This is a genomic window from Micavibrio aeruginosavorus EPB, assembly GCF_000348745.1.
In the GTDB taxonomy this organism is placed as follows: Bacteria; Pseudomonadota; Alphaproteobacteria; order Micavibrionales; family Micavibrionaceae; genus Micavibrio; species Micavibrio aeruginosavorus_A.
The window spans coordinates 896,781-918,666 of sequence record NC_020812.1; the positions used below are offsets into that span (position 1 = coordinate 896,781).

General features: G+C 48.4%; 24 protein-coding genes and 1 tRNA gene. 14 read left to right on the top strand and 11 right to left on the bottom strand.

Annotated elements, in window-relative coordinates:
* Nucleotides 1-6: 6 nt before the first annotated feature.
* Both A11S_RS11680 and A11S_RS04075 read right to left on the bottom strand, forming a co-directional pair.
* On the bottom strand, nucleotides 7-540 hold the full coding sequence (locus A11S_RS11680; RefSeq protein WP_051054884.1) for a hypothetical protein: 534 nt from the start codon (nucleotides 538-540) through the stop codon (nucleotides 7-9).
* Entirely contained in the window at nucleotides 537-989 is a 453-nt protein-coding gene (locus tag A11S_RS04075) for a hypothetical protein (protein WP_041802437.1), read from the bottom strand. The genes A11S_RS11680 and A11S_RS04075 overlap by 4 nt, the downstream gene beginning before the upstream one ends.
* A gap of 453 nt (nucleotides 990-1,442) precedes the next feature.
* Here A11S_RS04075 and A11S_RS04080 point away from each other — a divergent pair, with 453 nt between their 5' ends.
* The 9 genes from A11S_RS04080 to A11S_RS04110 all read left to right on the top strand — a co-directional run bounded on the left by A11S_RS04080 (nucleotide 1,443) and on the right by A11S_RS04110 (nucleotide 7,037).
* Nucleotides 1,443-1,646: a hypothetical protein gene (locus A11S_RS04080; RefSeq protein WP_041802439.1), complete on the top strand. Its 204-nt coding sequence runs from the start codon at nucleotides 1,443-1,445 to the stop codon at nucleotides 1,644-1,646.
* Complete coding sequence (locus tag A11S_RS04085) at nucleotides 1,643-2,179, top strand: thermonuclease family protein (protein WP_158497191.1); 537 nt, start codon at nucleotides 1,643-1,645, stop codon at nucleotides 2,177-2,179. The genes A11S_RS04080 and A11S_RS04085 overlap by 4 nt, the downstream gene beginning before the upstream one ends.
* A 108-nt stretch (nucleotides 2,180-2,287) precedes the next feature.
* Nucleotides 2,288-2,482, top strand: coding sequence for a KTSC domain-containing protein (locus A11S_RS12240; protein WP_407716438.1), 195 nt, complete (start codon nucleotides 2,288-2,290; stop codon nucleotides 2,480-2,482).
* Nucleotides 2,483-2,518: 36 nt separating this feature from the next.
* Complete coding sequence (locus tag A11S_RS04090) at nucleotides 2,519-2,965, top strand: hypothetical protein (RefSeq protein ID WP_015467234.1); 447 nt, start codon at nucleotides 2,519-2,521, stop codon at nucleotides 2,963-2,965.
* A gap of 27 nt (nucleotides 2,966-2,992) precedes the next feature.
* Entirely contained in the window at nucleotides 2,993-3,304 is a 312-nt protein-coding gene (hxsD, locus tag A11S_RS04095; protein ID WP_081604758.1) for a His-Xaa-Ser system protein HxsD, read from the top strand.
* Nucleotides 3,297-4,811, top strand: a complete 1,515-nt coding sequence (hxsB, locus tag A11S_RS04100) for a His-Xaa-Ser system radical SAM maturase HxsB (protein ID WP_015467236.1) — start codon at nucleotides 3,297-3,299, stop codon at nucleotides 4,809-4,811. Before hxsD ends, hxsB begins: the two co-directional genes overlap by 8 nt.
* Nucleotides 4,799-5,977, top strand: a complete 1,179-nt coding sequence (gene hxsC, locus A11S_RS04105) for a His-Xaa-Ser system radical SAM maturase HxsC (protein WP_015467237.1) — start codon at nucleotides 4,799-4,801, stop codon at nucleotides 5,975-5,977. The genes hxsB and hxsC overlap by 13 nt, the downstream gene beginning before the upstream one ends.
* Complete coding sequence (gene hxsA, locus A11S_RS11815; RefSeq protein WP_015467238.1) at nucleotides 5,977-6,567, top strand: His-Xaa-Ser repeat protein HxsA; 591 nt, start codon at nucleotides 5,977-5,979, stop codon at nucleotides 6,565-6,567. The genes hxsC and hxsA overlap by 1 nt, the downstream gene beginning before the upstream one ends.
* A 125-nt stretch (nucleotides 6,568-6,692) precedes the next feature.
* Nucleotides 6,693-7,037 (top strand): hypothetical protein, encoded by a 345-nt coding sequence (locus A11S_RS04110; RefSeq protein ID WP_015467239.1) that lies wholly within the window; start codon nucleotides 6,693-6,695, stop codon nucleotides 7,035-7,037.
* A 40-nt stretch (nucleotides 7,038-7,077) separates the two neighbouring features.
* Here A11S_RS04110 and A11S_RS04115 read toward each other — a convergent pair whose 3' ends face one another.
* Entirely contained in the window at nucleotides 7,078-7,959 is an 882-nt protein-coding gene (locus tag A11S_RS04115; protein ID WP_148285097.1) for a hypothetical protein, read from the bottom strand.
* Nucleotides 7,960-8,155: 196 nt separating this feature from the next.
* On the opposite strand from A11S_RS04115, the gene A11S_RS04120 reads away from it, so the two are divergent.
* The 3 genes from A11S_RS04120 to A11S_RS04130 all read left to right on the top strand — a co-directional run bounded on the left by A11S_RS04120 (nucleotide 8,156) and on the right by A11S_RS04130 (nucleotide 11,631).
* On the top strand, nucleotides 8,156-8,590 hold the full coding sequence (locus tag A11S_RS04120; protein ID WP_041802450.1) for a DUF2924 domain-containing protein: 435 nt from the start codon (nucleotides 8,156-8,158) through the stop codon (nucleotides 8,588-8,590).
* Nucleotides 8,590-10,140 carry a recombinase family protein gene (locus A11S_RS04125; RefSeq protein ID WP_015467241.1) on the top strand — a complete coding sequence of 517 codons (1,551 nt, stop codon included), beginning with the start codon at nucleotides 8,590-8,592 and terminating at the stop codon, nucleotides 10,138-10,140. The genes A11S_RS04120 and A11S_RS04125 overlap by 1 nt, the downstream gene beginning before the upstream one ends.
* A 558-nt stretch (nucleotides 10,141-10,698) precedes the next feature.
* A complete protein-coding gene (locus A11S_RS04130; RefSeq protein ID WP_015467242.1) occupies nucleotides 10,699-11,631 on the top strand; it encodes an Abi-alpha family protein in 933 nt (310 codons plus the stop codon).
* 317 nt (nucleotides 11,632-11,948) lie between these two features.
* Here A11S_RS04130 and A11S_RS04135 read toward each other — a convergent pair.
* The 8 genes from A11S_RS04135 to A11S_RS04175 all read right to left on the bottom strand — a co-directional run bounded on the left by A11S_RS04135 (nucleotide 11,949) and on the right by A11S_RS04175 (nucleotide 19,082).
* Nucleotides 11,949-12,039, bottom strand: a tRNA-Ser gene (locus A11S_RS04135).
* 195 nt (nucleotides 12,040-12,234) lie between these two features.
* Nucleotides 12,235-12,441 (bottom strand): hypothetical protein, encoded by a 207-nt coding sequence (locus tag A11S_RS04140; RefSeq protein WP_041802452.1) that lies wholly within the window; start codon nucleotides 12,439-12,441, stop codon nucleotides 12,235-12,237.
* 209 nt (nucleotides 12,442-12,650) lie between these two features.
* Nucleotides 12,651-13,586 (bottom strand): PLP-dependent cysteine synthase family protein, encoded by a 936-nt coding sequence (locus A11S_RS04145; RefSeq protein ID WP_041802957.1) that lies wholly within the window; start codon nucleotides 13,584-13,586, stop codon nucleotides 12,651-12,653.
* A 7-nt stretch (nucleotides 13,587-13,593) separates the two neighbouring features.
* Complete coding sequence (gene mutS, locus A11S_RS04150) at nucleotides 13,594-16,326, bottom strand: DNA mismatch repair protein MutS (protein ID WP_015467245.1); 2,733 nt, start codon at nucleotides 16,324-16,326, stop codon at nucleotides 13,594-13,596.
* 4 nt (nucleotides 16,327-16,330) lie between these two features.
* Nucleotides 16,331-16,828 (bottom strand): dUTP diphosphatase, encoded by a 498-nt coding sequence (gene dut, locus A11S_RS04155; protein ID WP_015467246.1) that lies wholly within the window; start codon nucleotides 16,826-16,828, stop codon nucleotides 16,331-16,333.
* Between the two features lie 255 nt (nucleotides 16,829-17,083).
* Nucleotides 17,084-17,563 carry a hypothetical protein gene (locus A11S_RS04165; RefSeq protein WP_015467247.1) on the bottom strand — a complete coding sequence of 160 codons (480 nt, stop codon included), beginning with the start codon at nucleotides 17,561-17,563 and terminating at the stop codon, nucleotides 17,084-17,086.
* 189 nt (nucleotides 17,564-17,752) lie between these two features.
* Nucleotides 17,753-18,532: a bifunctional demethylmenaquinone methyltransferase/2-methoxy-6-polyprenyl-1,4-benzoquinol methylase UbiE gene (gene ubiE, locus A11S_RS04170; protein ID WP_015467248.1), complete on the bottom strand. Its 780-nt coding sequence runs from the start codon at nucleotides 18,530-18,532 to the stop codon at nucleotides 17,753-17,755.
* A gap of 7 nt (nucleotides 18,533-18,539) precedes the next feature.
* The gene (locus tag A11S_RS04175; RefSeq protein ID WP_015467249.1) at nucleotides 18,540-19,082 is read right to left on the bottom strand and encodes a hypothetical protein; all 543 of its coding nucleotides are present in this window, start codon (nucleotides 19,080-19,082) and stop codon (nucleotides 18,540-18,542) included.
* 158 nt (nucleotides 19,083-19,240) lie between these two features.
* Here A11S_RS04175 and murJ point away from each other — a divergent pair, with 158 nt between their 5' ends.
* The gene (murJ, locus tag A11S_RS04180) at nucleotides 19,241-20,836 is read left to right on the top strand and encodes a murein biosynthesis integral membrane protein MurJ (RefSeq protein WP_041802960.1); all 1,596 of its coding nucleotides are present in this window, start codon (nucleotides 19,241-19,243) and stop codon (nucleotides 20,834-20,836) included.
* Nucleotides 20,833-21,840, top strand: a complete 1,008-nt coding sequence (trpS, locus tag A11S_RS04185) for a tryptophan--tRNA ligase (protein WP_015467251.1) — start codon at nucleotides 20,833-20,835, stop codon at nucleotides 21,838-21,840. Before murJ ends, trpS begins: the two co-directional genes overlap by 4 nt.
* Nucleotides 21,841-21,886: the final 46 nt, after the last annotated feature.

Here is a 21,886-nt window from a genome sequence, read left to right on the forward strand (position 1 = left end):
TTTGTCCTACTGCGTGCAGATCTCACGCCAGACGTTGTTAAAATCCGAAACCTGTTCTTCGAGATATGCAATAACGTCTCCGCTCGCGATGAAGCGTTGGAACCCTCCATATCCTCCCATAGCATTCTTGGAGTTCACGTATCCGCAAACTACGGGCGTGCCTTTCCACAAAACAAAGAAGGAATCTTTGAACTTGGCAGATCCGGGATCTTTCAGACGGTTTTTGATGCCGTCTTGGCTCGCCCAGATCCAGTCTTGCTGCTTAGAGGGGTTGGAATAGTCCGAGTGACTTGATGATTTTACGGGTGCACTGCTACTTCCGTTTCCGGACGACGCGCTATCATTGATGATGGACAGCGTTAGGAATCCAGCGATGACAATCACCACCCATGTTCCAACGCTGGTCTTTGCTTTATAGGGGCGCTTCTGCCCACAATGTGGGCAGGTGCTTGCTTTCTTAGAAACAACGCCTCCACAGGCACGGCATTCAGCCGTTTTGGAAGGGGCATGGGCATTGGGGTCTTTGTGGAGCATGATCATTTTTTACCTTCCATTTCATTTTTGAGGGAATAGAGCGCGTTTTGAAGATTGCGGCTGTAAGCGTGGTTGACCAAGCTTGTTTTGTTTTCATAGCCTGATCCCGGATTACTGACTGCGTTATAATCCGCAATAACGCGCGTTCCTTTTTTCAGCGAGGCGATGCTATAAGAGACACGGAAGATCGGGTTTCTGTTGAGCTTGGAGCTAAAGAGAAACGCCATAATGTCATCGTCGATGGGTTTATCAAAAACCAGCATGGACTCACTGGATGTGCTCAGAGTGTATTGATGGTTCATCATCATATCCGTCAAGGCGTCCTTGACGGCAGATTTGCTGACACCGCTGATCGTGACTTCAGGTTTTCCGCTTGGGGTGTTGTGCGTTACAGGGGTTGCGCACGCAGATAAGAAAAATGGCAATATAAGCAGAGTTAAAAATTGGGCCTTCATTGGCTTATTCTCCCGTTTAGATGTTAAAAACCACCAGGATTGCTCCTGGTGGCCGGGAGTTAAGAAGCCGCTGTTATACGACCGCGACGGCCTTTAGCCGAGGCTTGGACATACGCCGTCGCCTCCCGGCCATAAAGACCGAGAAGCGACGTGATGACGGACACGCCACCGATAACAGAGAGGTTCTTAAGCCCCGGACCAGCCAAACAGCAGATCCGCAGCCACATTACCATCGTGTGGGTGGGGATCAACTCTATTGTGGGCTGTGGGGTCGAAGTTCTCTATCAACAGGGATTTTTTGACCCCAGGATCAAAATCTCAAAAAATTACCGTTACAGAACAGTCGGTTACGCTCGTGTGTGGGCGAATTGTTGAAATAGGAATTTTATCCTTGATTGACGTATGCACCTTATGGCATTAAGGGAATAGGAAAACAACTATAAGGAGATTGGGGTGGGTTTCAGTCATAAGATTTACCGGGATGCGCAGCTTTATTTGTCAGAGCGTGGTGAGCCCATGCTCCTTGAGGCTATGAAACTCGCGGATATGTTTGCCCGTAAGGGGCAGGTTGAGAAAAGCCTCTATTGGTATGAAATCACAGAGGCTCTGCAATTTATCATGATGCCGAAAGAGTTGGCCGGGGAGACGATCCATTGAAACTTGCTCTTTCTTTAACGTGCGTATTGTTGCTGTGCGTTGTACCAAGCTTCGCAAAAGGCGCCACTACAACAGCTCCGGAAAAGCCGCAGCTTTGTCTTGAGAAAGGTTCCTCATGTGAGGTGCTTGAGATTGAGAAGAATACAGGGGCTTTTTTCAATAATCTGAAGTTCGAGCGCGCCATTGATGGCGATACCTTTGTTGCCAGTGGGCATAAGATCCGGATATGGGGCATTGATACACCAGAGAAGGATGAAGTTGGCTACCTTGCTGGGAAGATGCTGCTTGAGGCTCTGCTGAAAGACGGACACTTGCTTTGCAAATCAATCGAGAAGGACCGCTATAAGCGGGACGTAATGTACTGCACGATCGATGATCTCGATGTGGGATCCATGATGGTTCAGGCTGGGATTGCCAAAGACTATACGCGTTATAGCGGCGGGTATTATCGAGTAGAGCAGGCTAAGGCCAAGAAAGAAAAGCGCGGGCTTTGGAAGGAGCGGTGGATGAAACTTGATCAGCAAGAAAAATAATAAGGGCTATTATGTAGCTTTTATGATTTTTGAGTTTTTATTTGTAGTGGCCCTATTTCGAAACTGTGCTTGAACAATAGGTATAAGATAGGAGAATTTTTAATGGAAATGGTCAGCGTTAGCTCTTCAGCAATAAGTGCAATTGGCTACAATCAGCAAACACGAAGATTGAAGATTAAATTTAAGCAAGGTGATACATACGATTTTTGTGGAGTTCCGCAAAACATATTTGATGAGTTCTTACGTGCGTCTTCAAAAGGACGCTATTACGATATGTATATAAGGGATAAATACCAATGCTGATTTTTTGAAGAGATATACGTCGGAGGGGATTGCTAAGTGACCAGCGAATTATTTTATACCATGTTGGGACTTGTCAGCGCACTCATCACTATTGTTGGGTTCTTTATGCCAACTAATAACCCGAGAAGCCGATATTATAACGCGTTCTATTTGTTTATTGTGTGCGCGATTTTTTGGTTTGCATTCAGTGCAGAACGCAAGCTTTCAAGAATTTCAGATGTTGAAAGAGCGGCTATCGCACTCATCAATAATAAAAGCATGAATTATACAAATGTTGGTTATGTGCATGCAGCTCTAGTTTTTTTGGAAAAAAATAAAGATCTATTTCCGGATACATATGCGCGTGCGTTATTAATCTGCGATGAATATAAGTGCAATAGTCCAGAGAGTGATGGAAGAACAATGATTACGGCGGCATATGCTATGGATGGAATTTTAAAAGGTATTGCTGCAATAAACGGAAAAGATGGTCGTGATTATTAAGTATGAACGAATCTGTGGTGATGTGAGATGAATGGCAATGTAATGGGAAGCATATCCTTGGATTTAAATATTTATAGCAAAGAGTCTATTATGAGGACTTGCTATTCAATGGCAAACATTTGTGATTTCTCTCTTGGTCATAAGGAGGGGAGTGTAGTCGTTGATTATTCTTGTAATGCAGGCGCCACTCATGAATTTGAGGCGGAATTTTTGCGAGCTCTCATTGATTTCTCTCTAAGAGAGGAAATTGAAAATAAGACGAAAAAAATCCGTGAATTGATAGTTTCTGCTGCTTTAGCTGAAATTAGGGGTAATCAGAAAGTCGAATCAAATGGCTAAGGTTGCCTTTAATAATTTCGATTCGTACTGTGATAATGGTGAATATCAAATTTTACCATTTAGATTTGCGCGAATTCCAAAAATAGAAAATATTTTAATTGTTTCTGAAGTTGGCGAGTATCATTTTTTGCCTGAAGAGGATCTCCGACTTTTTGTGGATGGGAATCTTAAAAATAATACTGCTTTATACGACACATTAAAATCCAAACATTTTCTTTTATCTGAAGGAGAAAATGTTGCTTTAAGGCTTGTCTCTGCAAAATATAGAACAAGAAAATCTCATTTAAGGCATGGGCCGGCGCTTCATATTTTTGTAGTTAGCCTTAGATGTGATCACTCCTGTCCTTATTGCCAAGTTTCTCGTCAGAGTACTGACAAATCGCGATTTGATATGTCCGATGAAATTGCCATAGCTGCAATTGATCGGATGTTTGAAGCCCCGGCAAAAGAGATAACGGTTGAATTTCAAGGAGGCGAGCCATTATTGGCGTTCGACAGGATTAAATTTATCGTAGAGTCAGTTATCAAGAAGAATGAACGCTATAAAAAGAATGTTGTTTTTTCAATAACATCAACATTGCATTTTTTAACAGATGAAATTTTGTCTTTTTTTAAGGAGCATAATTTCCAAGTTTCAACATCTATTGACGGCCCGGAAGATCTACACAACTTAAATCGCGTTAAACGAGAAAAAGACTCTTACGCGAAAACAATTAGTATGTTGCAAAAAGCTAGAGATGTTTTAGGTGTAGAAAATATTGCGGCCTTGACAACATTAACTAGAGAAAGTCTAAAGGATCCAAAAGCTATCATCGATGAGTATGTGCGACTTGGATTTCGTTCAATATTCCTTCGTCCGTTGAGCCCTTATGGGTTTGCAGTGAAATCAGCGCGTAAAATTGGATATGATGTATCGGAGTTTTTAAAATTTTATACCGATGCTTTACGGTATATTATTGAGATAAATAAAAATGGAACCATTATTGAAGAAGCATATACAGCTATTTTGCTCACTCACATTTTAACGCCATTTCCTACCGGATATGTTGATCTGCGATCACCTACAGGCTCGGGGCTAGGCGTTATAGTGTATAATTATGATGGTTCTGTCCATGCCTCCGACGAAAGTAGAATGCTTTCAGAAATGGGTGATAACACGTTCAAGTTAGGTAGCGTTTTTGATTCTTATTCTGATTTAATACAATCGGACGCAATGAAAATTTTATTAGCAACAGGAGTCTCAGAATCTTTGCCCGGCTGTTCGGATTGCGCTTTCTTGCCGTATTGTGGCGCGGATCCTGTGTTTCATGTAGCTCGTCATAAAGACCCAGTGGGGCACAGGGCGTTTTCTGATCATTGCGTTAAGCATACGCATATATTTAACACCCTTTTTGAATATATCTATGAAAATGATCGGCAGACCATGGACATATTTTTATCTTGGGTAACAAAACAATCTGTTTTAGACCTAAATGGGAACAAAGGGGGTGACGCATGCTCCCTCTAAATACCTTTGCAAAATCTATAGGTAAGATGCCAACGGAGCCAATTAAGGTTTTGGGGCTAAAAGAGGCACTGTCTGGGGATTTCCCTAGCGATCAAGTCGGTGTTTTTATCGGTAACGATAAACTATCAGTCGATTTTGAAGCTTTAGAACGTGCGGGGTTTCGAGCTGTAATCCAGAGCGCCGAAAGTAATTTAAACACCTCTCCAATACCTATGATCCACTCCATACGTAATAGTGGCGTTATTGCTGAAGGTGATGTTATTCGTTTTAAGCCATCTAATGGCCAGGTAAGTGTTCTTTATCGGCGCGGCGCGAATGCAAACAGTCTTTTTGTAACAGAGCGCTGCAATAGTAAATGCCTAATGTGTAGTCAACCACCTAGAGATGATGACGATTCGTGGATGGTCAATGAGATCCTTGGATATGTTAATCTCATTGATAAAGACATGAGTTTTTTGGGAATTACAGGCGGAGAGCCCACGTTATTAGAAAATGGACTTTCTGACATCATACTGAAATGTAGAGAGCATTTACCAAATACAAAATTGCATATTTTGACGAATGGGAGAACATTTTCTAATCTGCATAATGTAAAGAGGTTTGATCATGCCGTGAATCAAGTCATATGGGCCATTCCTCTGTATTCTGATTTACGGCATACGCATGACTATGTTGTTCAGGCGAAAGATGCTTATCAAGAGACCATTAATGGAATCTACAACCTTGCTGAAAGCGGTCATTTAATAGAAATCAGGTTTGTATTACACAAGCAAACTCTTGATCGACTGCCAATGTTTGCTGAATTTATATATAGAAATATGCCCTTTGTTTCGCATGTGGCTTTGATGGGGTTGGAACCCATGGGGTATGCGAAAGTTAATAGGGATATTTTGTGGGTTGATCCGGCAGACTATGCAGCAGAGTTAACTGATGCTGCCTGGTATTTAGAAAATCGAGGAATTATAACATCAATATACAACGTTCCTCTTTGTGTTTTGCCAAAGAAAGCTTGGCCTCTTGCCCAAAAAAGCATCAGTGATTGGAAAAATGTATACGATCCAGAATGTGACTCGTGTAGTGTGAAAGACAAGTGTTGTGGTTTTTTCTCATCATACGGTGCTGCTTGGAAAAGTAGAGCTATAAAATCTGTGGGGAGTGACTTTTGATGAAGCGCGATTGGAAAAAATATCTGAAGCATGTTGTGGCCTTTACCTTGCCACAATTAGCCTTGGCTACAAGTATATGGACTCCTGCCCATGCCCACTCCATGGGAAATATTGAGTTGGAAGGAAAGAAGGCATCTTCTAGTCCTATGACGTTTGCAGTACCTTTCAGAGAGGATGGCGGAAACATATTTATTGGTCATCGTAGCCATAGAAGCCACAGTAGCCATAGAAGTCATAGTAGTCATAGATCACATTACTCATCTAGTGGCGGGGGCGGATACTCTGCGCCGAGCTATTCTACTTCTCCGTATTATTCTGGAGGGAACTCCGGTTCTTCATCATCTGGTACAAGATCTTCCTCCCCTGCGGTTGATAACAAGCCAGCGAAAGCATCACCTGATGCGGCCATGATTATGGCGATGCGCGTTCAAGTGGAACTCACACGTCTTGGTTACTATTTGGGTCCGATTGATGGAGTTATGGGGCTTGCTACTAAAGCGGCTCTTCGCTCATTCCAACTTGATCAGGGATTGTCACAGAGTGGGGTTATGGATGATGAAACATTATCTAAGCTTGGTGTTTCAAACTAATTCTTAGTAGCCTTTGCGCTGAATGTTACGTAGCCTCAGCTCAGTAAGGATATTCTCTCCTAAAAAATTATGGCTGATGGTTTTTGTTACTTGCTTTTATGGCTGCTCTAAAAATTGAGGAAAAAATGTCCGAACAAGAGATTGTTCAATTAAAAAATATTTCTGAGAATAATGACGATTCCGATAAGGCTAGCGGGTCTGATCTGACGCCATTTTGGTCATATCTGGCCACCTCTCAGGGGCATGAAATCGCACACCGAGTTGTTGATTTTGTCGAAGACATTAAGAAAATTGGTCTGAACAAACATTCATCCCATCAGTCACTTGAGACTGCGGCGAAGTATTTTATAATTGCATTTGTGGTTATCGCTGTTTCGGGGCTTTCTTACTTTGGAAAACTGGACTCGACGACAGGAATGTTATTTGGAACAATTGTTGGATATTTTTTTGGCCAAAAAAATGAGAAATAGTTTGATGCTTTAATACAGCAGGGCAAGCGCAGTCTGTTCTCTATTTAAGAAGTAAATCTGAATTGTAGGGAATTTTTTTATTATATCCTTTGGAGTTTTGAAGTCTATCAACTTCATATAAGAAGTCTTTATAATTGTAGTGGCTATACTTCTCTTTCCCATTTTTAAATAGTTTCCCATTGAGTATGTAGAATGCGCAAATTAATCCTCCATTACCATCAAATCTAAAATAAGATTTACTATTTTGAGGGTTTTGATTGGTTATTATGTTGAAGATAATTAGGGCATTATATTGCATGCTGATTTTAAGAAGTTTTTCCCATTTGTCAGATGTGGGAGGGCTCTGGTTGATGATTTCGACTAATACGGCATCATCTAAATTATGTTTAGTATTGGTTTCAGGCATGGTTTTTCTGAAATGTTGCGACAGGTTAAGCTTTCCGCCTTTCTGAAAATGCTTCTTTAAATTGGGTAACGGCGAGGTTCTGAGCCCAATGATGTCTGGGACAATTTCTTCATCATGAAGGCGGTATTCTTTGTGCCATTGATAATTTAAAATTTCCCTGAGCATCTCTTGGTGCAAGGGTTTTTTATTCTCATCAAATTTAGAAATTGTTTTTAAGGTGCAGGACTGCTTTAAAATATCCAGGCTATAAGCTATATGCAGTTTATGTAATGCCTGATCTCGTTGAATGCCTGTAGAGCTCCTTGTGTTCGGGTCATTGCTTTTGGGATATCTTTGGAAGTAAGGGGTGCCAAGAAAGCTTTTCCGCGGATAAACGTTTTCTGATTCATGAGATCTGGCTATGTGCAGGTGTGCCTTGTTGGCCGTGAGCTTGTGGTATGTCCAATCATCGTAGAGGTCTTGTCGTGTATAGGGGACGAATCCCTTTCCTTCCTCGAAAGAATATGCCGTGGTCACTCTTTCTTGCCTACTTTTGGAGTTCTGTATTTTTTGCATGTTTCTTATTAGGTAGGCGCGCCCCTTGTTTTTCATAACTGGAGATTATGTTGTATAAAGGTTAAAAAATCGTTTCTGTTTCTAAATATTATTAGAAGAATGACTGGACTTTACTGTCCAACGGAGCGTGCATGGAGCCTCGATTAGGGAGCTTTATATGCATGATTTAAGCCAGGATTTGAGTGATGTTTCAGGCTCTGAGCTGCGTAAAATGTGGTCTGATGCTTGGGGTCTCACGCCTCCCCACAAAATCAGCAGGCCTATGCTTGAGAGAAGTTTGCTTTTTAAGCGACGAGAGCTGGCGGGATTGGGGCTTACTCCAGAACAGCAAAAGCGCTTGGCTAAGCTTGTTCGTGCTTACAAACGAAATCCGGAATCGGCGAGTAAGGTTCCGATTTTGAAACCAGGGACACGGCTTGTTCGTAGTTGGAAGGGCGCACAATATAGTGTTCTAGTGAAGGAATGTGGCTTTGAATATCAGGGGAATTTGTACAAAAGCCTTTCTGAAGTAGCGTCCATCATCACGGGCACTAGGTGGAATGGATGGGTGTTTTTTGGTCTTAAGAAAACGCCCCAAAAGGCTGGTGGTTGATGCATATGGATGCTCGCAATTGTGCCATATACACAAGAAAATCCAGTGAAGAGGGGCTTGATATGGACTTTAACAGCCTCGATGCTCAGTACGAGGCCTGTTTGTCCTATATTGCAAGCCAAAAATCAAATGGCTGGTCTGCTACTAAAGAGCATTATAGTGATGGAGGGTTCTCAGGTGGGAACATGGATCGCCCCGGCCTACAAAAACTCATCTCCGATATCGAAAGCGGAAAAATCAACATTGTTGTCGTCTATAAAATCGACCGTTTAACGCGGTCGCTGATGGATTTTTCAAGGCTTGTTGAGGCTTTTGATCGGTATGGTGTTACCTTCGTCAGTGTCACTCAGTCGTTTAATACAACAACCTCAATGGGAAGATTGACGCTCAATGTCCTTTTATCATTCGCTCAGTTTGAACGTGAAGTTACTGGTGAGCGAATTCGCGATAAAATTGCTGCAAGTAAGAGAAAAGGGATGTGGATGGGAGGAGTTTCTCCAGTAGGCTATTTGGCAGATGGTCGGTCTCTTGTGCCCGACCCCGCGTACGTCGATACCGTCCAATTTATTTTTGATCGATATTTATACTGGGGATGTGTTTCTAAGCTAAAATCAGAGTTAGATCGTACAGGAGTTAGAACGCGGGAATGGGTTTCCCAGAAAGGGCATAAACATGGAGCGGTAAGTTTTAGTCGAGGAATGCTTTATAAGATACTCAGAAATCCGGTTTATGTCGGAAAAATATCTCATAAAGCCGATGTTTATGACGGGCAGCATGCCGCGATCATAGATAAAGATACCTGGCATAATGTCCAAAAATGTTTGGCTAACAATTCCGCTCAGCAGAGAGGGGAGAGGAAAGTCTACGAGAGGGACTTATTAAAAGGAATTTTGTTTGATATTGATGGAAATGTGTATAGTCCGACTTATGCTTTAAAGAAAGGAAGGCGTTACAGGTACTATGTTAACCAGGCTATCTTACAGTACAAAAATCATCCTAAAGGAGTTATGGCACGACTGCCAGCTCATGAACTTGAAACATTGATTTTCGATAGGTTGAGATGTGTTCTTAAGCCGAAAATTCTGGCGGATATTTTTTGTTTAGATGAACACGATGATTCTACCATCCATTATATTGCTAAAGGTCATGAGTTAAAAAATGAGCAGTTGTTTCACTCTGTGGTTTCGAGAGTAGATATCAGTAGTGGCTACCTAACTATCAGGATCAGTGCGACGAAATTGAGATCTTGGATTATAGAGCAGTTTTCGGTAATTCTGCCGGATGTAGTGACGCAGGAATATAGTTTGAAAACCGAATTTTTTACTCAAAAATCTAAAACAGGATCTTTAATACTTCTTCCTGAAAAGAAGGGAAAAAACAAAAGTGATCCTTTTGGTCGCCCAGAAGCGGAGGTTCGCTCTTGGATTCAGGGGGTTGTTTGGAGAGATGAGCATTTTAATGGCATGCCGATTCAGCGGATTGCTGAGCGTGAGGGAGTGTCTGCTACTCATATAGTCAAATATATTAACCAGACTTTTTCCGTTATTTGATTACAAGGCTATAAGCAATTTTATAGTTTTGGTGTTATTTTTTAGAGGTAAAATTCATGTGAAATGAAAGTCTGTTGTGGCGATGCTGTATAAATAACGCCGCAACGTTACCGTACGAAATTTGGACGGGTGGACTCATCTATGTGTCCTATTAAACCAATAGAACACCGATTAAATGGGTTGGAAGCGGAGTTACCATCGTTGCCACTACATTAGTTCCCACTGCCCATACAAAATTGAAAATATATGAAGCAAGCTTTACTAAATAATTTATACAACGCTTCATTACGCGGGGTTTAGAATTTAATTTCTTCAACTTTTCGTTCTTCATTGACACCTCCATGAGTTTATCGCTGCTCCAGTGGAGACAAGCTAAAATTACACACAGGGCAACCAGAGCTAGCATAATGGCGAGATTCGAACTCGCCCCGACCCCCAAAGTCTTAAATAGGTATGTATTTACAATATCAGAAAAGTTTCCCTTTTCAATCTGCCTGTTTTCTACAAAGAACAAAAGATATACTTTTGAAATCAGGTTGAATTTGAAAGGTAAAGAATATGACTGAACAAGGCAGTGAAGATTTAGGAAAAGAAATCGCCAAAGCTAATCAGGAAAAATGGAAGGCCATTCAAAAGGGGATAGATTTAACTGACAGGGCCGCCGATTTTCTGGGTGTCCTCTTTGGAAGCGCGCCTGAAAATATCGGTGGCATTCTTTCGGATCAAACAAAGCACTGGAGAGCACAAAATATAAATAGAATTGCATCTTTATGGGAGGAGCGCATTAGAGAACGCGGCATACATGATGAGGCTTTAAAGCATTTGCCATTTGGCGACGCATATAAACTTATTGAAACAGCTTCAACGGAAGACGATGAAGATGTTCAGGCAATGTGGGCAGATTTAATTGCTAATGCGACAGACCCGAAAAAAAGTACCAAGATCAAGAAAGTTTATATTGATCTTTTGCAATCATTCAGCAGTCCTGAAGTAATTTTTCTAAATCTACTAATGGCAGCTGAAAGCAAAACCCATTTTGGTACTAAAGAACAAATTGATGCACATGATCAAGAGATTAATGCCCTGGCTAACTCTGCATGGAGAAAATTAGATAAGGGAACAAGAGATACGGCCTTACAAAATCTTGTTCGCTTGCGCTGCCTAGCTTTTAGACCGCCATCGGCCTTTGTAAAAAATCTATTTCAAGTGCCGAGAGATATAAACCAATCATGGCCCCGTGGGTTTGCGCTTGTGAACGTAGAGGAATTTCAAAAACTTATTATCTATATCGAAGATATAGTTCTCACTGCATCTGGAGTAATAGACCATAAGCCTGCGGCGAAGATTCCTCTTCAGGGTGGATCTATGAACTTTAGCAATTTTTCCCTTAATATACCTGAAATGAATTACATTCTTACCCCCATGGCAAAAGATCTATTGGGAGCGTGTCAGGATGTAGGCGAAAAAAATGAAAGGAAAGTGGTGGCGTAATTTACGGTTCGTTGAAGATTGATTTTGAAACCGTATGTTTTTAGCCATTACTGAGAAAACTTGGGTTGGCCATCACTGGCAGGGAGATGCCATCTACAAAAAACGGTCAGGTGCCTCTCTGAGACAAGGGGGCGTTTTTGAACTATGCTTATAGGGCATGAAACCCAACTCGAAAAAAGCGGTCCTGAGAATTTTGAGGATTTTAAAGTGAGAAAGCGAATTCTCGTTGTGGGGTTTTAAGCGGGGTTTGCTAAATAGCCCCAGAATGCGGGAAAAATCGCGTATTTGGATGAGAGGCCAGAAAATCGCTGACTCAATGGCGGAGAGGGGGGGATTCGAACCCCCGATAGGTTATGCACCTATAACGGTTTTCGAGACCGCCGCATTCAACCACTCTGCCACCTCTCCGTGCCTGAATAGATGTGTGGTTTTTACGGACGGGGATTTATAGGCGATTGGGGCGGGTTTGGCAACAGGGGATCGGTGGGGAAAGGGGTTTTAAAAGCAAAGAGTTAGGGGCGTGCGGCTGGGCCGGGGCTGAGAAAAAGGCCCCGGTGTGCGTCCGGGGCCTTGTTTCGGGAATGATCTGTCTGGTGTTTCCCTTTAGCGGGTCGGTTCTTTGCAAACCGTGTTGGACGACATTTCATTCGCTTTTGGATATTTTTTGGCGCATGTCTTGCTCTTCGTATCATGGGCCGTTTCATAATAATTGGTCCATGTGTTCTGTGGGCGGGCGGTGCCGCTACAGGCGGCGAGGCCAACGGCACACAGAACGGTCATACACAGAATAGCGCTCGTACGAACTGACATAACAGGAGCTCCTTTGTCTGAAGTGGTATGAGTACTCTATCGGTACTGAAGAAACACGTATCTTTAGTATAAGCGGCGTCCACCCCCGGATTGGTTAACGTGTTGGAGAGGCGCGGAATTCTGCGGCTTTTAAAATAAAGATGGGTGCGCTCGTGTTCAGAAAGCGCACCCCAAACAGGTTGCCAGGATTTTCCTAAAATTTTACCGGGTTATGCGCCTGTATCCTGATACATCAGCGACAAATATTTTTCGCCGCGGTCGCACAGGAATGTCAGAACATTTTTAATCGACGGGTCGCGGCGTTTGATTTCGCGTGCGGCCCAATAATTCGCACCGCTGCTGGGGCCGACAAATTGCCCCATTTCGCGCGCCATGCGGTGGGCTTCGTCGATGGCGATCTGGCTGTCGACGCAAATCACCTCAGTGATTTCATCGCGGTGGCGATCATAGATTGTTGGAACAAACCCGTCCGAAATGCCTTCGATCTTATGATCGGCGACGATGCAGCATTCCAATGTCTGGCTTTCGCTGGGTTCCATGGCGAAGACCTTGATGTCCGGGTTGTGCCATTGGCGCAGAGCTTGCGCCACGCCAATCAACGTCCCGCCGGTGCCCACGCCCTGCACAATCGCGTCAATTTTTACGCCGTCCGGAATTTGCGCGATGACTTCGCGGCCCAGCCATTCGCGGTTTTCTTCCACGTTCCATTCATTGTCGAATTGGGCGGGGCAATAAAAACCGGGCTGTTGGCCCAATCGAATGGCTTCGGCGCGGGCTTCGTTCACTTGGAAATGGCCGACCAGTTTAATTTCGGCACCAAAGCCGCGTGAAATGCGCACGCGTTCGTTGCTGTACCCATCGGGCATCACAACGATCATTTTGTAACCTTTGGCCGCCGCAATCATGGACAAGGCGTTGCCGGTGTTGCCGCTGGTGGCCTCAACAATGGTGTCACCGGGTTTCAGCAGGCCTTCGGCCTCCGCCTTTTCAATCATGAACTTGGCCATGCGCGCCTTGATTGAACCGGATGGGTTGAAATATTCCGCCTTCGCCAAAATGCCATCGCCCAGATCGAGCAGGGGGGTATTGCCGATGCAATCCAATATGGATTTCGCCGGGCAGGGGACGGTGAAATGGTCGGACATGGTTTGGTTACTTTTCGTTTGCGCCTGTGGCATCATCAATCTCCGCCTTCAAACTGTACAGAAGGTTCAGGGCCTCCCGCGGGGTCAGGTCGTCAGGATTGATGGCTTTGACGCGTTCTTCAAGCTTTGAGTGTGCTGCGTTTGCGAAAGAGTCCGCTTTTTGCGGTGCTGCTGCGCTGAACAACGGCAATTCATCGGCCAGTTTGTTTAAATTGCCCGATTGCTCACCTTTTTCCAGCTTGTTCAAAACCGCTTGCGCCCGGGCGATGACGCCCGCGGGCAGGCCCGCCAAGCGGGCGACGTGAATGCCGTATGACCGGTCGGCCGCACCCGCGCCAACGGAATGCAGGAAGATAATGTCACCCTTCCATTCCTTTACCTGCATCGAATGACAGGACAGGGAAGGCAGGCGCGATTGCAGGCTGGTTAATTCGTGATAGTGCGTGGCGAACAGGGACCGGCACTGGCTGACCTCATGCAGGTGTTCAACACAGGCCCATGCGATGGACAGGCCGTCGAACGTTGCCGTGCCGCGCCCGATTTCATCAAGGATGACGAGCGATTTGTCCGTCGCCTGATTCAAAATGGCGGCGGTTTCAACCATTTCCACCATAAAGGTCGAACGCCCACGGGCCAGATCATCCGATGCGCCCACGCGGCTGAACAACCGGTCGACCAAACCAATATGGGCGGATTTCGCCGGAACGAATGATCCCATTTGCGCCATGATGGTAATCAATGCGTTTTGGCGCAGGAATGTCGATTTACCCGCCATGTTCGGACCAGTCAGCAACCACAAACGCTGTGCCGGAGATAGATCGCAATCATTGGGCACAAAATCCCCGCCACCATCGCGGCGCAGGACGGATTCAACAACCGAGTGGCGTCCACCGGAAATGACGAATGTTGTGGAATCGTCAATTGTGGGGCGCGTGTAATTTTGTTCCAGCGCCAGATGCGCCAGCGCCGCCGTGACATCAATGGCGGCTAGTGCGCGGGCCATCGTGCCAATGTTCTGAGAAGCGGCGGCCACATCGTCCACCATCTGGCGGAACAGCTCCAGTTCGATGCCCAGGGCCTTGTCCGCCGCCGAGGAAATATCGCGTTCCAGTTCGGCCAGTTCCGGCGTAGTAAAACGCACGGCGTTGGCCATGGTCTGGCGGTGGATATAGGGGTTGGCTTCGTTGTTTTGCTCGCCCTTGTGAATCATCATCACATCGGCGCGTTTTGCGGGCACTTCGATGAAATAACCCAAAACGTTGTTATAGGTGATTTTCAGTGCGTCAATTCCGGTATGGGCCTGATATTTCGCCTGTAACTGCGCCATGACTTTTTTGGCGTCATCGCGCATGGTGCGCAGATGGTCCAGCTTGTCGCTGTACCCCGCGCGGATAAAGCCGCCATCGCGTTCCAACGCGGGCAGGTCGTCTTTCAAGGCGGCACTCAGGCGGTCGAGCAAGGCCTGCGTCGCCGAGGTTGATTGCAAATCTGCGGTGATCGGGGACAACGGCGCGATAGCAGCGGCCAGCAAAACGCCGCGCATGTCTTCGCCGGCGCGTAACCCATCACGGATCATGCCCAAATCGCGCGGGCCGCCGCGCCCGACGGTCAGGCGGGAGAGCGCCCGTTCCATATCCGGGGTGGATTTCAACCGGGTGCGGATGTCGGTGCGCAAGCTTGTCGCGGCGACCAGCGCATCCACCTGATCTAGGCGTTGGGCAACACCGGCCACATCGCGCAACGGGGCGGACAGGCGTGCCTGCAGGGCGCGGGCGCCGGGGCCCGTGATGGTGCGGTCGATGGTGGCCAGCAACGATCCCTTGCGGTCGCCATTCATTGTGCGGGTGATTTCCAGCGAACGGCGCGTGGCCGCGTCAATGTCCATCACCGCGCCGGACGCCAATTGGCGGGGCGGGTTCAAATGGGGGATTTTGCCCTTTTGCGTGCGGTCGATGTAATCGATCAACGCGCCCGCTGCGGCAATCTCGGCACGGGAAAACGCACCAAAGGATTCAAGCGTGCCGACGCCGAACATGGATTCCATGCGACGCTGCGCGTTCTGGCTGTCGAACAGGCTGGCGGATTGAACGGTTAAGGCTGGGCGAACCCCGGCGAAGGTTTCAAACAGGGACTCTTTCTGCGTCAGCTTGTCACTGGTCAGGATCTCGCTGGCACCCACGCGTTCAAACGCGGCGGCGATGTCGGCTTCGGCCACGGGCTGAACCCAAAAATCCCCGGTGGAAATTTCCAGCCACGCAAACCCGTATTGCCCGCCGGCCTCGGCCAGCGCGGACAGATAATTGCTTTCCCGGGAATCCAGCAAATGGTCCTCGGTAATGGTGCCTTGCGTCACTACGCGGATGACGTCGCGGTTGACCAGCGCCTTGGATCCCATGCGACGTTTGGCCTCTTCCGGGGTTTCGGTCTGTTCACAGATCGCAACCTTGTACCCGGCGCGGATCAGGCGAGCCATGTAGGATTCGTATGAATGGAACGGCACCCCGCACATCGGGATGTCTGCCCCATTGGTTTTGCCGCGTTTGGTCAGGGTGATGTCCAGCGTTTCCGATGCCTTGATGGCATCGTCAAAGAACATTTCGTAAAAGTCGCCCATCCGGTAAAACAGCAAACAATCCGGGTACTGCGCCTTCAGGCCCAGATACTGGGCCATCATCGGTGTGTGACCTTCGGTGGAAAAATCGTCTGTCTGTTCGTTTGTCTTCTGGATGGCGTTTTGCATGGGCTTACTTCGTCCCGGTTGATCCGAAGCCGCCCGCGCCGCGTGCGGTTTCATCCAGGCTGGTCACCTCGGTCCAGGTCACGGTGGCGTGGCGGGCGATGACCATCTGGGCGATGCGCATGCCGCGTTCGATCACGAACGGAACTGGTCCGTGGTTAATCAGGATGGCTTTGATCTCACCGCGATAGTCGGCGTCGATGGTGCCCGGGCTGTTCAAAACGGTCACGCCGTTTTTGGCGGCCAGACCGGAGCGGGGGCGAACCTGGGCCTCGAACCCGGCGGGCAGGGCGATGGCCAGTCCGGTTGATACAAGCGCGGTTTGGCCCGCGGCCAGAGTCAGTGGTGCATCAATCGCGGCGCACAGATCCATACCGGCGGATTGTTCAGTGGCATAAGACGGCAAAGGCAGGTCCGCCGCATGGGGCAGGCGGGTGATGGATACGCCAACATGGTCCAGCTGGTTTCCAATGGAGCTTGCGCGCAATTCTGCCTGTGCGGTCATGGTCTTAAATCCTGATCTTCATAATGTGGGTTGATCCGGATTTTATAGCAGAAAGAGGGGGGAAACCCGACCCGTATGGCGGGATTTTGAGGGAGTCATGCACAGTTTTTGTGTGTGACTGAAAGTCTTTTTGTTTCAGTGCCTTGATGTGTTTTCCTGCATTGGCCTTAAAGGCAATAAACCCCACCATTTCTGGTGGGGTTTATTTGAATTTCAACTTCACAAATCCGTCGTATCATGTTGATACGGAATGGATTAGTGAGCGTGCTCTTCTTTCACTTCTTCTTTTACAGCGTCCGTGGCTTCGGTTGCAGCTTTGTCAGCTTCAGCAGCAGCAGCGGCGGCTTCATCAGCAGCGGCTTCAGCGGCGCCTTCGGCCTTCTCAGCAGCTTCGGTCGCAACGTCGGCGGCTTCTTCGGTTTTCTCTGCGGCTTCGGTTGCTACAGCGGCGGCGGCATCGGTTTGTGCAGCAGCTTCCGTTGCAACATCAGCAGCAACAGCGGCATCCGCAGCCGTGGAGGCAGCAGCCTCAGCGGCGGCTTCAGCGGCAACAGCTTCAGCAGCAGCGTCCGTGGCGTGCTCAACCGCAGCAGCGGCGGCATCTTCACCGGCGGCCGGTTCGATCGCAACAACGCCGGAAGCGTCGCCCATGTAGTTGTTGTAAACGAATTGAATGCCGAACAGGCCAGCAACCAGAACAACAACAGCAGGCAGGATGTTTTTAATGATATTCATTGGGTGACTCCTCACAAGGAACGTTTTTTGTTGTGTTTTAAAGTTTAGGACAGGGCGTTACCGCCATATCCATAATTTCGGTAACCCGCAGAAAATACTGCAGATTGAATGGAAAATGCAATATTTATGAACGGGTTATCCCCGATTCAACCACCGCAAAATGCAAAAATGGCGGAAGACCGCCATTTTTTAGTATTTCCAACCTTCGTGGATGGCGGCGATGCCGAAACTGAGGTTGGTGTGACGGGCGCGGTCAAAACCGGCGGCGCGCATACGGGCCTCTAATTCCCGTTGGGGCGGGAATTTGCGGATGGATTCGACCAGGTATTGGTAACTGTCCCGGTCCTTGGCCACGATCTCCCCGATCTTGGGGATGACGCTGTAGGAATAGGCGTCATAAATCCGGCGCAACATCGGTTCGGTCACGCGGCTAAATTCCATGCAATAGAATCGCCCGCCGGGTTTCAGTACGCGGTACGCATCGGCCAGGGCGCGATCAATATGGGTTACGTTCCGCAAGCCAAAGGCGATGGTGTACACATCAACGCTGGCATCCGGGATGGGCAGGCATTCGGCGTTCCCGGTCACCCATTCGAAATCATCCATCCATCCACGGTTGATGGCGCGGTCGCGACCAACGCGCAACATTTCCGGGTTGATATCGCAAACGGTGATGGCGGTGTTCGGTCCGGCCTTGGCGCGAATGCGGAATGCAATATCGCCCGTGCCACCGGCGACATCCAGAAAGACCTGGTCGGACCGGGGGCGGATCATGCGGACCAGGCGGTCCTTCCACAAACGGTGGACGCCCGCCGACATGAAATCGTTCATCACATCGTAACTGTCGGCGACCGATGCAAAGACATCGTGAACCAGCCCGGTTTTTTCCTCTGGGCTGACATGGCGTTCGCCGAACCATTCGCGTTCCGGGTTTTTTTCGTTCTGCGGTTTTGGTTGGGCTTTGGTCATGGGTGTCTTACTTTACAATGTGCAGGTGCGGTGTCCGCTGAGTGTGGTCCAGATTATGGGCGTCACGCAACATGTTGTTCCAGCTTGCGCCACCTTTTTCCAGCATTCTGATAAACTCAAACGCCTCGGGCCCGGCATAGGGGCCGGATGTCAGCTCGTTCCAGTCTTCGCGGCAGTAGTTAAAGTCGAAAGACAGTTCCGATGCCTGACCCGTTTGGAAGAACCGGATGCGCAGCATTTGGACATAAAAATTCAGCCGCGTGCTGGGCTCATAGGTCAGCCCGCCGATTTTAAACACCAGCGGCGTGGGCAGGGTCTGCCCAGAGGACAGGGTCATAACCTCGCGCTGGAACATCGGTTCCTTGGTGTTGAAAAAATAACGCATATACCGGGCCGCATGCTCGGGCGAGCGGGGTTTCACGATCACTTCGGAATGATCGTCCGTGTTAACGCTGATGGTAATGCTACTGAAATCCAGCGTGCGGTTGGCTGCGGCGCGTTGAAACAGTGCGCGCAGGTGGTTCTCCGGGGTTGTGAAGCCGTCGATCATGGTGCTTCCGTCCTGTTCGTTTTTTATAATTTATGAAAAATCTCTAGCCCATGGGGTCCCCAAGCGCAAGGGGGGATATCTATATATATGGTGTGCAGGCGCGCAACCTTTTTGTTTTTCCCTTTCTTTTGCCCGAAACCCGCGCCATTCTGCGGCGCATGAAACTGATTAAGGCCATGGCGACGGTTGGGGGACTGACGGGATTATCCCGTCTGGTCGGGTTTGTGCGCGACCTGATGACGGCGTTCTTCCTGGGGGCGGGGCCACTGGCCGATGCGTTTTTTGTGGCGCTCAAACTGCCGAACTTTTTCCGCCATGTGACGGCGGAGGGGGCGTTCAGTGTATCCTTCGTGCCGCTTTATTCCGAAGCGCTGGAAAAAGAGGGCGAAGACGCGGCCAATCGTTTCGCAGGGCAAGCTTTCTCTTTCATGCTGGCGGCGTTGTCCGTTTTTACCGTGTTGATCATGGCGGCTATGCCGTGGGTCATCGGCCTGATCGCGCCCGGATTTACGGCGGGGTCCGAACAATATGACCTGGCGGTGGAACTGTCGCGCATTACGTTCCCGTATCTGTTGCTGATGTCGCTGGCCGCTTTGGTTGGTGGCATGTTGAATGCGCACCACAAATTTGGTCCGTTTGCCGCGGCATCCGTTTTCTTCAATCTGTGCCAGATCGTGGCGATGTTGATGGCGGACCGGTTTTTTCAAACCGTGGGTCATGCTTTGTCATGGGGTGTGTGCATATCGGGCATCGTGCAGCTTGTCTGGATGTGGTACTTCCTGCGCCGGAATAAAATCCGCCTGCATATTCAGCGCCCGCGCATGACGCCGGAATTAAAACAGCTTTTCCGCTTGATGGGGCCGGGCGTTCTGGGGGCGGGGATTGTGCATATTAATCTGTTTGCCGATATTATCATTGCCTCGTTTTTGGCTACGGGCGCGATTTCGGCGTTATATTATGCGGACCGGCTGTTCCAATTGCCGCTGGGAATCGTCGGGATCGCGGTGGGAACGGCGTTGTTACCGATGCTGACCCGGGCGTTGACCGCGAATAATACGACTGAGGCCAAGGATCTCTTCAACCGGTCGCTGGAATATTGCCTGTTCTTCACCTTGCCTGCGGCCGTGGCCTTGATGGTCATTACGGATGATATTATCCGTGTTCTGTTTGAGCGCGGGGCCTTCGGGCCGGAGGATACGGCCCGGACCGCCCCGGCGCTGGCGTGTTTGTCCATCGGTTTGCCAGCCTATGTCGTCGTGAAAATTCTGTCGTCGGCTTATTGGTCGCGCAAGGATACGAAAACTCCGGTCAAAATCGCCGCGTCGATGGCGATTGTAAATATTGGCGCGGCTCTGGTCCTGACCCGCTTTCTGGATGTGGCGGGGATTGCATTGGCAACGGGGCTGGCCGGATGGGTGCAATGTTACTTCCTCTGGCGGATGCAACGGGGGAATGAGGCGACGCAATTTGACGACCGTTTGAAACGGGCCGTGCCGCGTATCGCGCTGGCAGCCGGCTTAATGGGAATTGCACTGGCGGGCATGGCCTATGGCCTGCATCCGTGGTTGCATGACGGCACGATTCACCAAATCTGGGCGCTGGGGGTTCTGGTGTGTGGCGGCGGGATTGTGTATTTTGTCGCCGCGCATTTTACCGGCGTATTCCGTTTATCCGACATGATGAAATATTTTCGTCGCCGTAACGGAAAGAAAAAACACGTAGACGAAATGGCAATTGAGGACACCGACCAATGACGAACAAGCGTATCTTTTCCGGCATGCAGCCGACCAACCGCCTGCACCTTGGGAACTATCTCGGGGCGTTGCGCAATTGGGTAAAGTTGCAGGATGATGGATACGAAAATATCTTCTGTGTCGTTGATCTGCACGCCATCACCATGCCGTATGAGGTGGATCGTCTGGCCCCGGCCACGCGCGAAATTGCCGCGGCCTATATCGCCGCCGGGATTGATCCCGATAAATGTATCATCTATCCGCAATCGGCCGTGGCGGCGCATTCGCAATTGATGTGGTTGCTGTCCACCATGACGCAGATGGGCAAGTTGGAACGCATGACCCAATTCAAGGATAAAGCGGGCAAGAACGCGGAGCGTGCGGGTCTGGGCCTGTTCGCCTATCCGGTTTTGATGGCCGCCGATATTCTGGCGTACAAGGCCACGCATGTTCCAGTGGGCGAAGACCAAAAACAACATCTGGAATTGGCGCGCGATATTGCGGCGACGTTTAACACACGCTACGGCGTTGAATTTTTCCCACAGCCGGAGCCGATGATACTGGGCGAAGCGACGCGCGTAATGTCCCTGCGTGACGGAACGAAGAAGATGAGCAAGTCGGATGAATCCGATTATTCGCGTATCAACCTGACAGACGATGCGGACGCCATTGCGACGAAGGTGAAAAAGGCGAAAACCGACCCCGAGCCGTTGCCGGAAACGGTGGAGGGCTTAAAGGGCCGGGCGGAAGCCGACAATCTGGTCACCATTTATGCCGCATTGGCCGATACGACCAAGGCCGCCGTTCTGGCCGAATTTGGCGGGAAACAGTTTTCGGCCTTCAAACCGGCTCTGTCCGATCTGGCCGTGGCCAAGCTGACCCCGATCACCAGCCGGATGAACGATCTGCTGGCCCACCCGGATGAAATCGACCGGATTTTGAAGCGTGGGGCGGATAAAGCGAACACAATCGCAACCCCAATTTTAAAAGAAACCGCAGAAATCATGGGTTTTTGGCGCGCCTGAAGTGCGGGTGCGTAAAAAGCTTGCCCTGTTTCCATAATTCATAATA

Bases quoted from the DNA above. Each gene is read 5' to 3' on its own strand.
- A11S_RS11680 (WP_051054884.1), bottom strand. From the start codon at position 540: ATGATCATGCTCCACAAAGACCCCAATGCCCATGCCCCTTCCAAAACG.
- A11S_RS04075 (WP_041802437.1), bottom strand. From the start codon at position 989: ATGAAGGCCCAATTTTTAACTCTGCTTATATTGCCATTTTTCTTATCT.
- A11S_RS12240 (WP_407716438.1), top strand. From the start codon at position 2,288: ATGGTCAGCGTTAGCTCTTCAGCAATAAGTGCAATTGGCTACAATCAG.
- hxsD (WP_081604758.1), top strand. From the start codon at position 2,993: ATGAATGGCAATGTAATGGGAAGCATATCCTTGGATTTAAATATTTAT.
- hxsB (WP_015467236.1), top strand. From the start codon at position 3,297: ATGGCTAAGGTTGCCTTTAATAATTTCGATTCGTACTGTGATAATGGT.
- hxsC (WP_015467237.1), top strand. From the start codon at position 4,799: ATGCTCCCTCTAAATACCTTTGCAAAATCTATAGGTAAGATGCCAACG.
- hxsA (WP_015467238.1), top strand. From the start codon at position 5,977: ATGAAGCGCGATTGGAAAAAATATCTGAAGCATGTTGTGGCCTTTACC.
- A11S_RS04110 (WP_015467239.1), top strand. From the start codon at position 6,693: ATGTCCGAACAAGAGATTGTTCAATTAAAAAATATTTCTGAGAATAAT.
- A11S_RS04120 (WP_041802450.1), top strand. From the start codon at position 8,156: ATGCATGATTTAAGCCAGGATTTGAGTGATGTTTCAGGCTCTGAGCTG.
- A11S_RS04125 (WP_015467241.1), top strand. From the start codon at position 8,590: ATGCATATGGATGCTCGCAATTGTGCCATATACACAAGAAAATCCAGT.
- A11S_RS04130 (WP_015467242.1), top strand. From the start codon at position 10,699: ATGACTGAACAAGGCAGTGAAGATTTAGGAAAAGAAATCGCCAAAGCT.
- A11S_RS04140 (WP_041802452.1), bottom strand. From the start codon at position 12,441: ATGTCAGTTCGTACGAGCGCTATTCTGTGTATGACCGTTCTGTGTGCC.
- A11S_RS04145 (WP_041802957.1), bottom strand. From the start codon at position 13,586: ATGTCCGACCATTTCACCGTCCCCTGCCCGGCGAAATCCATATTGGAT.
- mutS (WP_015467245.1), bottom strand. From the start codon at position 16,326: ATGCAAAACGCCATCCAGAAGACAAACGAACAGACAGACGATTTTTCC.
- dut (WP_015467246.1), bottom strand. From the start codon at position 16,828: ATGACCGCACAGGCAGAATTGCGCGCAAGCTCCATTGGAAACCAGCTG.
- A11S_RS04165 (WP_015467247.1), bottom strand. From the start codon at position 17,563: ATGAATATCATTAAAAACATCCTGCCTGCTGTTGTTGTTCTGGTTGCT.
- ubiE (WP_015467248.1), bottom strand. From the start codon at position 18,532: ATGACCAAAGCCCAACCAAAACCGCAGAACGAAAAAAACCCGGAACGC.
- A11S_RS04175 (WP_015467249.1), bottom strand. From the start codon at position 19,082: ATGATCGACGGCTTCACAACCCCGGAGAACCACCTGCGCGCACTGTTT.
- murJ (WP_041802960.1), top strand. From the start codon at position 19,241: ATGAAACTGATTAAGGCCATGGCGACGGTTGGGGGACTGACGGGATTA.
- trpS (WP_015467251.1), top strand. From the start codon at position 20,833: ATGACGAACAAGCGTATCTTTTCCGGCATGCAGCCGACCAACCGCCTG.